12 protein-coding genes and 1 pseudogene are annotated in these 14,594 nt (G+C 57.1%); 1 reads left to right on the forward strand and 12 read right to left on the reverse strand.

The features are described from left to right. Window positions 1-159: 159 nt before the first annotated feature. From folA to HF675_RS19970, 3 genes are all read right to left on the reverse strand, one after another. Window positions 160-639, reverse strand: a complete 480-nt coding sequence (gene folA / locus HF675_RS19960; RefSeq protein WP_172606351.1) for a type 3 dihydrofolate reductase — start codon at window positions 637-639, stop codon at window positions 160-162. A gap of 232 nt (window positions 640-871) precedes the next feature. After that, window positions 872-1,342 (reverse strand): threonine/serine exporter, encoded by a 471-nt coding sequence (locus HF675_RS19965; protein ID WP_187043640.1) that lies wholly within the window; start codon window positions 1,340-1,342, stop codon window positions 872-874. Next, on the reverse strand, window positions 1,333-2,121 hold the full coding sequence (locus HF675_RS19970; RefSeq protein ID WP_105229731.1) for a threonine/serine exporter ThrE family protein: 789 nt from the start codon (window positions 2,119-2,121) through the stop codon (window positions 1,333-1,335). Before HF675_RS19970 ends, HF675_RS19965 begins: the two co-directional genes overlap by 10 nt. Window positions 2,122-2,249: 128 nt before the next feature. On the opposite strand from HF675_RS19970, the gene HF675_RS19975 reads away from it, so the two are divergent. Next, window positions 2,250-2,864, forward strand: a complete 615-nt coding sequence (locus tag HF675_RS19975; RefSeq protein WP_160028447.1) for a LysE family translocator — start codon at window positions 2,250-2,252, stop codon at window positions 2,862-2,864. Between the two features lie 47 nt (window positions 2,865-2,911). Here HF675_RS19975 and HF675_RS19980 read toward each other — a convergent pair whose 3' ends face one another. The 9 genes and pseudogenes from HF675_RS19980 to carB form a co-directional block, all read right to left on the reverse strand. Then, a complete protein-coding gene (locus HF675_RS19980; protein WP_255427306.1) occupies window positions 2,912-3,592 on the reverse strand; it encodes an ankyrin repeat domain-containing protein in 681 nt (226 codons plus the stop codon). A gap of 115 nt (window positions 3,593-3,707) precedes the next feature. Beyond that, a complete protein-coding gene (locus HF675_RS19985; protein ID WP_111738112.1) occupies window positions 3,708-4,397 on the reverse strand; it encodes an ankyrin repeat domain-containing protein in 690 nt (229 codons plus the stop codon). A 71-nt stretch (window positions 4,398-4,468) separates the two neighbouring features. After that, entirely contained in the window at window positions 4,469-5,893 is a 1,425-nt protein-coding gene (locus tag HF675_RS19990; RefSeq protein ID WP_111737741.1) for a DUF2974 domain-containing protein, read from the reverse strand. 156 nt (window positions 5,894-6,049) lie between these two features. Beyond that, window positions 6,050-6,139 (reverse strand): annotated as a pseudogene (locus HF675_RS23890) (threonine/serine exporter); the annotation flags it as partial. A gap of 43 nt (window positions 6,140-6,182) precedes the next feature. Beyond that, a complete protein-coding gene (locus HF675_RS19995; protein WP_187043642.1) occupies window positions 6,183-6,872 on the reverse strand; it encodes an ankyrin repeat domain-containing protein in 690 nt (229 codons plus the stop codon). Window positions 6,873-6,943: 71 nt separating this feature from the next. After that, window positions 6,944-8,368, reverse strand: coding sequence for a lipase (locus HF675_RS20000; protein ID WP_187043643.1), 1,425 nt, complete (start codon window positions 8,366-8,368; stop codon window positions 6,944-6,946). A 402-nt stretch (window positions 8,369-8,770) separates the two neighbouring features. Beyond that, a complete protein-coding gene (gene kefC, locus HF675_RS20005; RefSeq protein WP_105229726.1) occupies window positions 8,771-10,624 on the reverse strand; it encodes a glutathione-regulated potassium-efflux system protein KefC in 1,854 nt (617 codons plus the stop codon). After that, window positions 10,617-11,171, reverse strand: coding sequence for a glutathione-regulated potassium-efflux system oxidoreductase KefF (gene kefF, locus HF675_RS20010; protein WP_111737744.1), 555 nt, complete (start codon window positions 11,169-11,171; stop codon window positions 10,617-10,619). The genes kefC and kefF overlap by 8 nt, the downstream gene beginning before the upstream one ends. A gap of 188 nt (window positions 11,172-11,359) precedes the next feature. After that, a complete protein-coding gene (carB, locus tag HF675_RS20015; RefSeq protein ID WP_187043644.1) occupies window positions 11,360-14,584 on the reverse strand; it encodes a carbamoyl-phosphate synthase large subunit in 3,225 nt (1,074 codons plus the stop codon). Between the last annotated feature and the right edge of the window lie 10 nt (window positions 14,585-14,594).

Here is a 14,594-nt window from a genome sequence, read left to right on the forward strand (position 1 = left end):
TCACCAGAGTGGCCGGGCGCTCAAAGTTGGGCTTCATACTAATCAGGAAGTGTGACGAAAATGTTACAAGCAACGGGCGGCAAAAAATTTACGCGCCAAAACCAGCCAGGGCGCAAATACATTGCGCCCTGGCTGCTGAAGTCATCGGATGGCGGGGAATTAACGGCGCTCTAAAATCTCAAAGCAGTAGCTGTGGGAGTTTTGCGCATCCGCATCATGAAATTCGCTGAACGAGGTTTCCCACTCGTCAGGCTCATAATCGGGGAAGTGGGTATCGCCGCCGATCTCCGCATCAATATGCGTCAGATACAGGCGGTCGGCGCGCGGCAGAAATTGGGTATAGATATGCCCGCCGCCCATGATCATCACTTCTTCCACATTGCCGGCCGCCGCCAGGGCCTCGTCCAGCGAGGTCGCCCAGGTGACGCCGGTTTCGCTGCCCGGCCGACTGCTCAGCACGATATTGTGACGGCCCGGCAGCGGACGACCAATCGACTCAAAGGTCTTACGACCCATAATGACCGGTTTATTCAGCGTGTTACGTTTAAACCACGCTAAATCCGCCGGCAGGTGCCACGGCATGGCGTTTTCCATGCCGATTACGCGATCCGCCGCCAACGCAGCGATCAGGCTAATGATCATTATTTAACCCTGTATAAACCTAATGGATATGCTGTAGCAGGCTGAGAACAACGCGGTACACCACCGCCAATCGGCCAGTTATATTCCCTGTCGCTCAAGCTTAAAAGCGCCAGCCGCTCAAATTGGACACACTATACGTAAAGCCCCATCGGCCGTCGATAGGGTAAACAAGCAATATGAATATATAAGACAGCTCTTATCAGAATCGCTAATGACACCGAACAATAAACTAAACGCCGGGCCGTTTACGATATAACCACAGCCCCGGTAGCGACAGGCCAATCGACAGCGCCCCGACGATAAAGCAGGCCTTAAGAAAATGGCTGACAACTACCCCCATCAGCACCTCGCTGTAACCCTGATGGGACAGCTCCACCACCGAGATCATCGCGGTATAGGCCGGAATGCCGGGGAACATCGGAATAACCGCCGCCACGGTAAAGACTTTGGGATGCGCCAGCAGCCAACGCGACCAGGAGATGCCGAGCATGCCGATCAGCACCGCCGCCAAAAAAGAGGCCCACTCAATATTCATCCCCAGCCACATCAGCAACATGCGTGTGCCGTGCCCGAGGCCCCCCAGCAGCGCACAATAGCGCAGCGCGCGGCGCGGCACGTTAAACACCATCGCGAACCCCAGCGCCGGTACGGCGGCCAGCAGCATGTCCTGCATCAGCGCCCACAGCAAACTTATGCCCATCCCCGCAGCCCCCACAGCGACATCGCCATCACCACGCCAATACAGGTCGCCAACGTCAGCAGGCTGGCCATCGCCCAGCGCGCCAGCCCGGTGTTCACATGGCCTTTAAACATATCTGCTACCGCATTGATCAGCGGAAAACCCGGCACCAGCAACAGCACGCTGGCGGCCATCGCCACGCCCGCCGTCTGGCTAAACAGCGGCAGGCGCAGCAATAGGCCGGATACCGAGGTGGCAACAAACGCCGTCAGGCAAAAGTTAATCAGCGGATTCATCTGCCGCTGCGTCAGCCACTGCCGCACCCACATCGCCAGACCGCTGGCGACAAAAGTCACGGCAAAGGCGTCCCGGCCGCCGCCGTTCAGCATGCTGAAGCAGCCGCAGGACAGCGCCACCATCAGCACCACCAGCGGGCGCGGATAGCGCAGCGGCCGCAGTTTTTCAAAGCGTCTGGCGACGTCCTGCGCATCCGCCAGCCGGTGCTCGGCCAAAATAACGATATGCTGCACCTCGGTCACCATCTGCATATTGATGCCGCGGTCGACGTTTTTACGCGTGCTGGTCAGGCACTCACCGTGGCTGATGGTGGTCAGGACGATGGCATTCGCCGAGATCGAGCTTTCTACCCGCTCCATCCCCAGCGCCAGGCCCAAACGGCCGGACAGCTGCTCCACCAGCATGCTTTCCGCGCCGTGCTGCAACAGCAGCAGCCCGCACTGGATGCACAGGCGCGTCACTTCACGTTGCTGCTGCCTGCTCATGTTATGATCCTGCCCCATACCGCCCCACTCACTCTGCTCCATGAATATTCATCATATTGCTGAAGATAGCGGTGGTGGATTGATGCGCATCAGGGTCGGCGGCGTTATTATCGATGCCGTCCTCATTTTTTCCCGAGATTGTGAACATGCTTGAAACCTCGTTATTTGTCGCCGGCATCGCCACGCTGGGCATGCTGTCGCCGGGGCCGGATTTCTTTCTGGTGATTAAAAATGCGGCGCGCTATCAGCGGCTGCCCGCGCTGATCACCGCGCTGGGCGTTATCTGCGGCGTCGCCACCCATATGTCCTACTGCGTCGCCGGGCTGGCGGTGGTGATTACCACCACGCCCTGGCTGTTCAACCTGCTGAAGTACGCCGGGGCGGCGTATCTGATTTGGGTCGGCGTGCAGGCACTGCTGTCGCGCGGCGGCGGCAAGATGAACGTCGGCAACCTGCCACAGCAGCAGGTCAGCCTGAAGAGCGCTTTCGTACAGGGCTACCTGTGCAACCTGCTCAACCCCAAGGCGACGCTGTTTTTCCTGGCGGTGTTTACCCAGGTGCTGCAGATAGATTCCGGGATCGGCGAGAAACTGTGGTACGCGGGGATTATTTTAGGGCTGTCCGTCCTGTGGTGGCCGCTGCTGGTGTTTCTGATTCAAAGCGGCCCGGTACGACGCGGGCTGGAGAAAGCCCAGAAGGTGGTGGATAAACTGCTCGGCGGCATGCTGATTGCCCTTGGCATTAAGGTGGCGCTCAGCTAAACCGCCTAGGAAAGACGGGGGCCGCCGGCTGGCCTCCGCCGCATCCATCACGCCTCCGGTGGCCACTTCACCCCCCGCGCGATCATCTTGTCGCGCAGCTGCAGGCAGTTCTGGTGGTATTCAGTATCTGGCTGGCTTTTATTAAGGCGCTTTTGCACCAGTGAAGCGAATACCCATCCCTTCTTAGTTACCGGATTTGGATCAGCGCCGTGGTCCAGTAAATAATTGGCGTGCTCAAAGCTATTGCTGAAAAAAGCTGCCATTAGCGGCGTTTGGCCTAAAGAATCCCTCGTATCAATATCGGCACCGCGCACAACTAATAATGCCAACGTATCGGTAGTCTTGGCATAAATGGTTTCATAGATCATGGGATAGTCAGTGCTCTTAACTCTGGCATCCGGAGATAGACCTCCGTCCAGCATTGCCTTAAGCCAGATATCCTTATCGGCCTTGGCCATCCATAAAGCCGGCTTGTTCCCTCTTTGTGGTAAAGGATCCGCGCCAGCACTGACCAGCACCGTAATAATTTCTAGTCGATCGCCCGGATTATCGTTATACATTGCCTCGTTGATGGCGAAAAACAGCGGGGTTAATTTCTGCTCGCCGGGGGTATTCAGATCCGTTTCCGGTGCCAGCTGTTTTACCCTCTCTAGGTCGCCAGCCTCAATGGCCTTGGCCAATATCAGCTGTTGGCCGGTAAAGTAGTCTTCAGGTTCAATTTTTTTCATGCCGTTGCATCCTGCCAGCAAGATTAGCCCCCAAAAAACAACGGCGATACTTATCCATCGGTTACGCATGATTATCCCTTTGATGAGTGCAGGCAGTCCATCGCCACAGCCCCTGTTATGCCTCCGGCGGCCACTTTACGCCCAACGCGATCATCTTGTCGCGCAGCTGCAGACAGTTCTGGTGGTATTCAGTTTCCGGCCGGCTGTCTTTGATGGCGTTTTGCACCAGCGAAGCAAATACCCAGCCCTGTTTATTTACCGGGTTTGGGTCAGCACCATGATCCAGCAGATAGTTTACGTGTTCAAAGCGGTTGCGAAGAAAGGCTGCCATTAACGGTGTTTCTTCTAATGAGTTGCGGGAATCTATATTTACTCCACGTTCTATTAATAGAGCCAGAGTTGCCGTGTTCTTTGCTCTTAGCGTGTCAAAGATAATAGCGGTTCCCCACTGTTTATTTTTTGCATTTGCTGATAACCCACCATCCAATAGCGCCTGTAGCCAGATATCCTTATCCCCCATGGTAACCATTTCAGCAGGGCTGGCCATCCCGTTAGACTGCGGTTGCAAAGGATCGGCTCCCGCTTTAACCAACGCAGTCACAATTTGCAAACGTGGTTTGGGATTATTGTTGTAGTAGGTTTCATTTAGGGCGAAAAACAGCGGGGTTAAGCTCTGTTCGCCCGGAGTATTCAGATCCGTTTCCGGCGCCAGCTGTTTTACCCTCTCCAGGTCACCCGCCTCAATGGCCTTGGCCAAAACCAGCTGTTGGCCCGTAAAGTATTCTTCCGGTTCAATTTTTTTCATGTCGTTGCATCCTGCCAACCAAATTATGCCAAACATCATTATGGCAATACCTAACCATCGTGTACGCATAGTTATAACCTGTTAGTAATGGTGGTCATATCCGCCTCTTTCTGCTCCTCCAGGCTGTCGATCACCTGCTGCATACCGTGCTTATCAATGGCGCTACCCTCACCGCCCGGCAGCCATTTCGCGGCACCCGATGCGCTCGGTAATAGCGCAGAGAACTGCCGTTTCATCATCAGCAGCGGAATATCGTAGTTCACGCTCTTTAAATCATCCAGTAAGTGGAATTCCTGCAGCTTCGTTAATACCTCGCCATGCACCCGGTAGGCGGCAATTTTTGAACCATCGCCGGTTACGGTGCCCCCATATTTTTCCACCGTGCCGGCATTAAGGCCTGCAGCATTAAACGTCCAGGCGGGCTTACCGCTGGCAACGGCCGCTGCAGAGGCAAGGCCTCCACCCAATGAGTGCCCGGCAATATCGACCTGGTGACGAGTATTCTTAAGATAATTACCTACAGCGACCGCGTTCTCATAATAAGCAGAGTTAACACCAATCCCCTGACGAGCGTTGTTGTTCCAATCAGTCAACTTTTCCATCCTCGTCCCCCGAAAGACGACGGTCGTGGTCATATCATTGCCAAATACAGCACTGTCAGGCGAGTACACTCTGGATAAAAAATCAGGCTCATCGACTTTGTCATATAACATTTCCGGAGATAAACCGATCTTATCTAACGCTTTACTATTATTACTAATATCGCGCCATCCTTCGGGCACGTTCGGCATCGTTTCCTGTGCATTAATCGGTCGCCCGTCAACGCCGTAAACATTTTGCGCCAGCTTGGCCTTCTCAACGGCGATATTGTTCTCACCCAGCCGCGTCGCGGCGATGCGCGCATCGGGGTAGATGCTGCGCTGGCCACGGCCAATCAGGTTTTGCCGGGCCTGCCAGCGTTCGCGCTTGCTCATATCGCGCATCGCGGCCAGTGGATCCCGGCGAACCGCCGCCGCAGTAGCTGCCGCAGCGACAACCGGCGTTTTCTGCTGCGGCCGGTAACTGGGGGGCAGCACCGTCGCCGGCGGACGGACGTGATAGCGGGCAACCATCGCCTCATAGCGCTGAATTATCCGCTGCGTTGGGTAGAGCGGCGGCAAAATGGCCGGGTACTGCACCAGCCGGCCGGTTTGGTCGATAAAGAACAGGTGCCGCGCCGGCGACCAGCCAAAACAGTTGTCATCAATGGCAAGCAGCTGCCCCGATTCCAGCTCAGCCAGCACCTGATTTTTTATCTGCCGGTCTTCCCGGAACTGCGACACACCCACGCCGGAAATCTCACGGCGGCTGACCGGATAGCGACGATTGATCGAGGGCATCGATGACGCCCCGAACAGATATTTTGACTCCAACTCATAACGTGCCGAACTGGGATGAAAAATACGGGAAAATTGAAAAGGTTCGAGCTCTTCCGTTGATAGTGAAATCAATCTCATTAGCGCCGTCCTGTGCTTGTGCTAAGTATATAAACTTGATAAGCAGCGGCCAGATTAGCCCCTGACGTAGCGACGATATTACACTATCAGGCAGGCCCTGCCAGCATTCGGGCAGAACCTGCCAGTCATTTAGGATAGTTAGCAATCCGGATCCGGGCGCGCTACCGCCAGCCGGTGTTCGGCCAATATCACAATATGCTGCACCTCGGTCACCATCTGCATATTGATGTCGCTATCGACGTTTTTCAGCTAAGCCGCCGGATGGCCTCCGTCATGCTCATCGCGCACGTTACGCCTCCGGCGGCCACTTTACGCCCAACGCGATCAGCTTGTCGCGCAGCCGCAGACAGTTCTGGTGGTATTCAGTTTCCGGCCGGCTGTCCTTGATGCCGTCTTGCACCAGAGCAGCAAATACCCAGCCCAATTTATTTACCGGATTAGGATCCGCACCGTGATCCAGCAGGTAATTAACATGCTCAAAACGGTTGCTAAAAAAGGCTGCCATTAGCGGTGTTTCACCTAAAGAGTCTCGCGCATCGACATCAACCCCGCGCATGATCAATAATGCTAGCGTATCCGTATTCTTGGCTTGTAACGTATTATAAATAATCGCTTCATTATGATTTCTGTCTCTGGCATTCGGATCCAAACCACCATCTAGCAATGCCTTTAGCCAGATATCCTTATCCCCCATTGAGACCATTTCCGCCGGGCTGGCCATCCCTCTGGGGAGTGGTTGCAAAGGATCAGCTCCCGCTTTAACCAGCACGGTCACAATTTGCAAACGTGGTTTGGGATTATTATTGTAGTACGTCTCATTCAAGGCGAAGAATAATAAGGTTAAATCCTGTTCACCCGGGGTGTTTAAATCCGTTTCCGGCGCCAGTTGTTTTACCCTGCCCAGGTCCCCCGCCTCAATGGCCTTGGCCAATATCAGCTGTTGGCCGGTAAAGTAGTCTTCAGGTTCAATTTTTTTCATGCCGTTGCATCCTGCCAACCAAATTATGCCAAACATTATTATGGCAATGCCTAACCATCGGGTACGCATGGTTATAACCTGTTAGTAATGGTGGTCATATCCGCCTCTTTCTGTAGCTCCAGGCTGTCGATCACCTGCTGCATACCGTGTTTATCAACGGTGCCGCCCTCCCCGCCCGGCAGCCATTTCGCGTTGCCCGCCGCGCTGGGCAATAGTGCAGAGAGCTGATGTTTCACCATCAGCAGCGGAATGTTGTAATAAACGCTCTTTAAATCCTCTAACAGGTGGAACTCCTGCAAGCGCGTCAACACCTCGCCCTGCACCCGGTAGGCAGCAATTTTTGAGCCGTCGCCGATGGCGGTACCGCCATATTTTTCCACCGTACCGGCATTAAGCCCCGCGGCATTAAACGTCCAGGCGGGCTTACCGCTGGCAATCGCCGCCGCAGAGGCAAGGCCGCCGCCTAGTGAGTGCCCGGCAACACCAACCTTTCTAGGAACCTTTTTTAAATGATTACCGATAGATACTGATTGTTCATAATAGGTTGAGTTCACACCAATCCCTTGCTGACCATTGTTCAGCCAGTCCGTTATATTCTCCATCCGTGTACCTCTGAATACCACGGTCGGTGCCATCTCATTACCAAATACCGATTTATCTGGGGCATATACTCGGGAGAAAAAATCAGGATCATTTACACTGCTATATAACATCGTGGATTTTAAACCCAGCTTTTGTAGCGCTTTGTCATCATTACTAATATCGCGCCACCCTTCGGGCACGTTCGGCATCGTTTCCAACGCGTTAATCGGCCGTCCATCAATGCCATACACATTTTGCGCCAGCCTGGCCTTTTCAACGGCAATATTGTTCTCGCCCAGACGCGTCGCGGCGATGCGCGCATCGGGGTAGATGCTGCGCTGGCCACGGCCAATCAGGTTTTGCCGGGCCTGCCAGCGTTCGCGCTTGCTCATCGCACGCATTGCGGCCAGCGGATCCCGGCGTACCGCCACCGCCGTGGCCGCCGCTACGGCAACCGGCGCTTTCTGCTGCGGCCGGTAGCTGGGCGGCAGCACCGTTGGAGCCGGGCGGGTGCAATAGCGGGCAACCATCGCCTCATAGCGGCGGATTATCTGCTGCGTCGGATAGAGCGGCGGCAGAATGGCAGGATAGAGCGCCAGCCGGCCGGCCTGATCGATAAAGAACAGGTGGCGCACCGGCGACCAGCCAAAGCAGTCGTCATCGATGGCAAGCAGCTGACCGCTGTTCAACTCGGCCAGCACCTGCTGCTTAACCTGTCGGTCTTCCCGGTACTGCGACACGCCCACGCCAGAAATCTCACAGCGGGAGACCGGGTAGCGACGGCAGATCGAAGGCAGCGCTGACGCCCCGAACAGGTATTTAGCCTCCAGCGCATAACGCGCCGAGTTAGGGTTAAAAATGCGGGAAAACTGGTAAGGTTCGAGATCTTCCGTTGATAGAGTAATCAATCTCATTAGCGCCATCCTGTGCTAAATATATAAAATTGATATGTAGATTTAATTTATTAAGTTAAAAATAAGCGGCGACGCGATTATTCCCTGAGGGAAATAACCTTACAGACTGTCCGTCACTCATTTTTTACGATATTACACCACCCGAAAGGTATTGCCATACATTTTTATCTACAAAAGACAAAAAAACCGGATTAATTACTGGAACACGTTACTCGAACACCCAAATAAACCACCAAAAAAGCCAATTAATTAATGGGGCAATTAAATAAAACCGTTAATAAAATATCTTTTCTATTTCCAGCGTGGTTATTATTCGTTAATCGTTCCGTTAATAATAAAGCATTAGCGCTTGGCTTTATTTATACGCATAGCCCCTCTCCGAATAAGAGAGGGGCATAATCATTATCCTTTGGCTTCCACAACCTCATCTTCCGGTGCTTTACCGTCAATACTGCCGCGCCAGCCGGTCTCCTGTTCCCGCGACAGGCGTGAGCGGTCCTGCTCAATGGCGTTGCTGAGCATCTCTTTCGCGCGCTGCAGGCTGGCGATACGGAACTCGGTATCCTCGTAATGCTCCACCGTGCTTTCCAGCATCTTATGGTTATAGCAACGGAAGATATCCGCCTTTTCCCGTGCCTCGTAGGCGTCCATCCCCAGCAGCTCCAGCGCTTCACGGCCGATACGCAGCGAGCTTTCAAAGGTTTCGCGCTCCGGTTTCTCCACCCCGAGGCGCCGCAGCTGATACCAGTGGTCAACGTCGCGGGCGCGCGCCACCACCTTCAGGTGCGGGAAGTGGCGTCTGGCCAGTTCGGTCAGTTGCAGGTTGGCCTCAACGTCGTCAATGGCGTTAATCAGCACCTGCGCCTTTTCCGCACCGGCGGCCTCCAGCAAGTCGGCGCGGGTAGCGTCGCCATAAAACACTTTGGTGCCAAACTTGCGCAAGGTTTCGATATGATCCGGATCGTGATCCAGCACCACGGTGCGCACGCCGTTGGCCAGCAGCATACGGCCGGCGATCTGGCCGAAGCGGCCGAAACCGGCGACGATCACGCTGGCGTTCTCTTCGTCGATCACATCCGCCGGACGATCATCCTGCGGCGCACGCTTCTCCAGCCGGGATGCCAGCACCAGCAGCAGCGGCGTCACGGCCATGGACAGCGCCACCGCCAGCGTCAGCGATTTGGCCCATTCCTGCGGCAAGACGCCGGCCGTCTGCGCCGCGCCAAACACCACAAAGGCGAACTCACTGCCCTGCCCCAGCAAAATGGCAAACAGCCCGCGCTGGCGCTTTGGCACCCCCAGCAGCGGCGCCAGCAGCCACAGCATGGCCGCCTTCAGCAGCATAAAACCGAGCAGCAGCGTGGCAATCAGCAGCGGGTGGCTGAACAGCGTGCCAAAATCGATCGACATGCCGACGCCGATAAAGAACAGCCCCAGCAGCAGCCCCTTAAACGGCTGAATATCGCTTTCCAGCGCATGACGGTATTCCGAGCTGGCCAGCAGCACGCCGGCCAGAAACGCGCCCATCGCCATCGACAGGCCGGCCATTTCCAGCAGAATGCCGAAACCGAATACCAGAAACAGCGCGACGGCGCTGAAGACTTCGCGCATGCCGGAGCGGGCGACAAAGTGCAGCAGCGGCCGCGTCACATAGCGGCCGAGCAGCACCACCAGCGTCAGCGCGCCCACCACCTTGGCGGCGGAAATGGCAAAGGCGCCGAGCGACGTCGAGGCGCCGCTGTTGGCCAGCAGCGGGATCATCGCCACCAGCGGAATCGCGGCGATATCCTGAAACAGCAGCACCGCGAACGCGCTGCGTCCGGTCGGTGACGAAGTCAGATTACGTTCATTCATCGCCTGCATGGCGATAGCGGTGGAAGAAAGCGCCAGCGTCAGGCCAATCAGCAGCGCCACCTGCCAGTTCAGCCCGAGGAAATAGCAAAAGGCGCTAAGCACCAGGCCACAGCCGGCCATCTGCATGCCGCCGCCGCCGAATACCGAAGCGCGCAGCGTCCACAGCCGTTTCGGGTCCAGTTCCAGACCGATAACGAACAGCATCAGCACCACGCCGATTTCCGCAAAGGTCAGGATCGATTCGGCGTCGGACACCAGTTTCAGCCCCCACGGCCCGATGATACAGCCGGCGATCAGGTAGCCCAGCACCGATCCCAACCCCAGACGCACCGCAATCGGCACCAGCAGACCGGCCGATCCCAGATAGATCAGCCCTTCGATCATCATGCCGTGATTATCCATGTTGGTTCTCCTGCGTTTGCGGTTGCTGCGCCAGTAGGTAATCAATCAGCCGCTGCCGGTAGGCCTCTCCCGCCGCCAGCAGCGCCGTTTCGTTACAGGTGAAGGTATTATGCAGCGCAAAGTAGGGCTGCCAGCGCATGCCGCAGTACAGCGCCGTCGCCTGCAGCGGCTGCGCCAGCACGGCAAACTCCGGGTAGTCGCCCAGCTCGAAGTGGTGGCGGTCGCCGCCGCTGGTCACCGCCCACAGGCAGTCTTTCCCTACCAGCGCGTTGCCGTCGTGGCCGTAGGCCCAGCCGTGCTCCAGCACCTTGTCGATCCACAGCTTCAGCAGCGGCGGCAGGCCGTACCACTGCATCGGATGCTGCAGCACCACCATATCGGCGCGTTCCAGCGCCTGCTGTTCCGCATGGATATCGATGCTGAAATCGGGATACAGCTCATACAGCGAGCGGACTTCCACCTCGGGAATATCTTTCACCGCCTGCAGCAGCCGTTGGTTGGCGTGCGAGTGCCGGGGATAAGGGTGTGCGTAGATTATTAGAATCATGTTTATCTCGTCGTTCCTTGCCAATACATCAAGCATATACCAGCCGTCTAGCATGACAGCGGGCAAATTGATTGATAGCGGAAATTTTTAACCTGCATCAACAAGCAAGCTGAATGACTTTGCGCGGGGGTAAGGTATAAAAAAAGGCCCTGCATGCAGGGCCTTGAACAACGGTACGGGCGCGGGGCTTATTTGCCGATGCGCGCGTGCATCTCCTGAACCGAGGTGACCTGTTCGGTCGGATCGGCCTTCAGCGCCATCGCGGTGGCAAAGCCGCCGTTCAGCGTGGTGTCGTAATGCACTTTATACTGCAGCGCGCTGCGGCGAATCAGCTTGGAGTCCTCAATCGCCTGGCGGCCGGCGGTGGTGTTCACGATGTAGGTGTACTCGCCATTCTTGATACGGTCCTGAATGTGCGGACGGCCTTCGTGCACCTTGTTGACCAAGCGCGGGTTGATGCCCGCTTCGCCCAGCACCACCGCGGTGCCGTGGGTCGCATCCAGCTCGAAGCCCTGCTTCAGCAGGCTGGCGGCCAGATCGACCACCCGCGCCTTGTCGCCTTCACGTACCGACAGCAGCGCCCGGCCCTGCTTGCGCATGCCGGAGTTGCTGCCCAGCATCGCCTTGGAGAAGGCTTCGGCAAAGGTGCGGCCAACGCCCATCACTTCCCCGGTGGAGCGCATTTCCGGCCCCAGAATCGGGTCGACGCCCGGGAATTTGTTGAACGGCAGCACAACTTCTTTCACCGAGTAGTACGGTGGAATCACCTCTTCCGTCACGCCCTGTTCGGCCAGCGTTTTGCCCGCCATCACGCGCGCCGCCACTTTCGCCAACGGCACGCCGGTGGCTTTGGAGACAAACGGCACGGTACGCGCGGCGCGCGGGTTGACTTCAATCAGGTAGACCTCGTTGTCCTTCACCGCAAACTGGACGTTCATCAGGCCGCGCACCTGCAGCTCAAACGCCAGTTTTTCCACCTGCTGACGCATCACGTCCTGAATGTCTTTGCTCAGGGTGTAGGCCGGCAGTGAACAGGCGGAGTCGCCGGAGTGTACGCCGGCCTGTTCGATATGCTCCATGATGCCGCCAATCAGCACGCGCTCGCCGTCGCAAATCGCGTCGACGTCGACTTCAACCGCGTCGTCCAGGAAGCGATCCAGCAGCACCGGCGCATCGTTGGACACGCTGACCGCGGTCTGGAAGTAGCGGCGCAGGTCGGTTTCGTCATAGACGATTTCCATCGCACGGCCGCCCAGCACGTAAGACGGACGCACCACCAGCGGATAACCGATGCCCGCCGCTTTCTCTACCGCCTGCTCAATCGCCGTTACCGTGGCGTTGGCCGGCTGCTTCAGGCTCAGACGGTTAACCGCCTGCTGGAAGCGCTCGCGGTCTTCCGCGCGATCGATGGCGTCCGGGCTGGTGCCGATAATCGGCACGCCGGCCGCTTCCAGATCGCGCGCCAGTTTCAGTGGCGTCTGGCCGCCGTACTGAACAATCACCCCTTTCGGCTGTTCGATACGCACGATTTCCAGCACGTCTTCCAGCGTCACCGGTTCGAAGTACAGACGGTCGGAGGTGTCGTAGTCGGTCGACACGGTTTCCGGGTTACAGTTGACCATAATGGTCTCGTAGCCGTCTTCGCGCAGCGCCAGCGAAGCGTGTACGCAGCAGTAGTCGAATTCGATGCCCTGGCCGATACGGTTCGGCCCGCCGCCCAGCACCATGACTTTCGGCCGGTCATTGTTCGGGTTGGCTTCGCACTCGTCTTCATAGGTAGAGTACATATAGGCGGTATCGGTGGAGAATTCCGCCGCGCAGGTATCCACGCGTTTGTACACCGGATGCAGGCCATAGCCCTGACGCAGTTTGCGCACCGCGCCTTCGGTCACGCCGGCCAGTTTTGCCAGGCGCGCGTCGGCAAAGCCTTTGCGCTTCAGGGTGCGCAGGAATTCCGCCGTCAGGCCGTTGATGCCGCTCGTCGCCACCTCTTCTTCCAGGCGCACCAGCTCTTCAATCTGCACCAGGAACCAGCGGTCGATATTGGTCAGGTTGAACACCCCGTCCACCGACAGCCCGGCGCGGAACGCGTCGGCGATATACCAGATGCGATCCGGGCCGGCGTCTTTCAGCTCGCGGCGGATCTTGGTCAGCGCTTCCGGGTCGTCCAGGCTCACTTTCGGGTCAAACCCGGTGGCGCCCACTTCCAGGCCGCGCAGCGCTTTCTGCATCGACTCCTGCTGGGTGCGACCAATCGCCATCACTTCGCCGACCGACTTCATCTGCGTCGTCAGGCGGTCATTGGCGCCGGCGAATTTCTCAAAGTTGAAGCGAGGGATTTTGGTCACCACGTAGTCGATGGACGGCTCAAACGACGCCGGAGTACGGCCGCCGGTGATGTCGTTCATCAGCTCATCCAGCGTATAACCCACCGCCAGCTTGGCGGCGATCTTGGCGATCGGGAAGCCGGTGGCCTTCGACGCCAGCGCCGAGGAGCGCGATACGCGCGGGTTCATTTCGATGACGATCAGGCGACCGGTTTTCGGGTTCACCGCAAACTGCACGTTAGAACCGCCGGTTTCCACGCCGATTTCACGCAGTACCGCCATCGAGGCGTTACGCATGATTTGATACTCTTTGTCGGTCAGGGTCTGCGCCGGCGCGACGGTAATCGAGTCGCCGGTGTGGATGCCCATAGCGTCGAAGTTTTCAATCGAGCAGACGATGATGCAGTTGTCGTTCTTATCACGCACCACTTCCATCTCGTACTCTTTCCAACCGATCAGCGATTCATCAATCAGCAGCTCGTTGGTTGGCGACAGATCCAGGCCGCGCTCGCAGATTTCTTCAAACTCTTCGCGGTTATAGGCGATGCCGCCACCGGTGCCGCCCATGGTGAAGGACGGACGGATAATGCACGGGAAGCCGACATCGGCGGCTACCGCCAGCGCTTCTTCCATGGTGTGCGCAATGCCGGAACGTGCGGTGTCCAGGCCGATTTTCTTCATCGCCACGTCAAAACGGCGGCGGTCTTCAGCCTTGTCGATCGCATCGGCGGTCGCGCCGATCATCGTCACGCCGAACTCTTCCAGCACGCCCTGACGCTCCAGCTCAAGCGCGCAGTTCAGCGCGGTCTGGCCGCCCATGGTCGGCAGCACCGCATCCGGGCGCTCTTTTTCGATGATTTTACGCACCACTTCCCAGTGGATCGGCTCAATGTAGGTCGCATCGGCCATTTCCGGGTCGGTCATGATGGTCGCCGGGTTGGAGTTCACCAGAATAACGCGGTAACCCTCTTCGCGCAGCGCCTTACACGCCTGCGCGCCGGAGTAGTCAAATTCACAGGCCTGGCCGATAACGATCGGGCCAGCGCCGAGGATCAGGATGCTTTTTATATCAGTACGTTTTGGCATGGTTGTTATG

The sequence above is a fragment of the Serratia sp. JUb9 genome, assembly GCF_014298095.1.
Lineage (GTDB): Bacteria > Pseudomonadota > Gammaproteobacteria > Enterobacterales > Enterobacteriaceae > Serratia_B > Serratia_B rhizosphaerae.

Excerpts from the sequence above, each read along its gene's own strand:
- HF675_RS19965 (WP_187043640.1), bottom strand. The coding sequence starts at position 1,342 with ATGGGCATAAGTTTGCTGTGGGCGCTGATGCAGGACATGCTGCTGGCC.
- HF675_RS19975 (WP_160028447.1), top strand. The coding sequence starts at position 2,250 with ATGCTTGAAACCTCGTTATTTGTCGCCGGCATCGCCACGCTGGGCATG.
- HF675_RS19990 (WP_111737741.1), bottom strand. The coding sequence starts at position 5,893 with ATGAGATTGATTTCACTATCAACGGAAGAGCTCGAACCTTTTCAATTT.
- HF675_RS20000 (WP_187043643.1), bottom strand. The coding sequence starts at position 8,368 with ATGAGATTGATTACTCTATCAACGGAAGATCTCGAACCTTACCAGTTT.
- HF675_RS19985 (WP_111738112.1), bottom strand. The coding sequence starts at position 4,397 with ATGAAAAAAATTGAACCGGAAGAATACTTTACGGGCCAACAGCTGGTT.
- carB (WP_187043644.1), bottom strand. The coding sequence starts at position 14,584 with ATGCCAAAACGTACTGATATAAAAAGCATCCTGATCCTCGGCGCTGGC.
- HF675_RS19980 (WP_255427306.1), bottom strand. The coding sequence starts at position 3,592 with ATGAAAAAAATTGAACCTGAAGACTACTTTACCGGCCAACAGCTGATA.
- kefC (WP_105229726.1), bottom strand. The coding sequence starts at position 10,624 with ATGGATAATCACGGCATGATGATCGAAGGGCTGATCTATCTGGGATCG.
- kefF (WP_111737744.1), bottom strand. The coding sequence starts at position 11,171 with ATGATTCTAATAATCTACGCACACCCTTATCCCCGGCACTCGCACGCC.
- HF675_RS19970 (WP_105229731.1), bottom strand. The coding sequence starts at position 2,121 with ATGGGGCAGGATCATAACATGAGCAGGCAGCAGCAACGTGAAGTGACG.
- HF675_RS19995 (WP_187043642.1), bottom strand. The coding sequence starts at position 6,872 with ATGAAAAAAATTGAACCTGAAGACTACTTTACCGGCCAACAGCTGATA.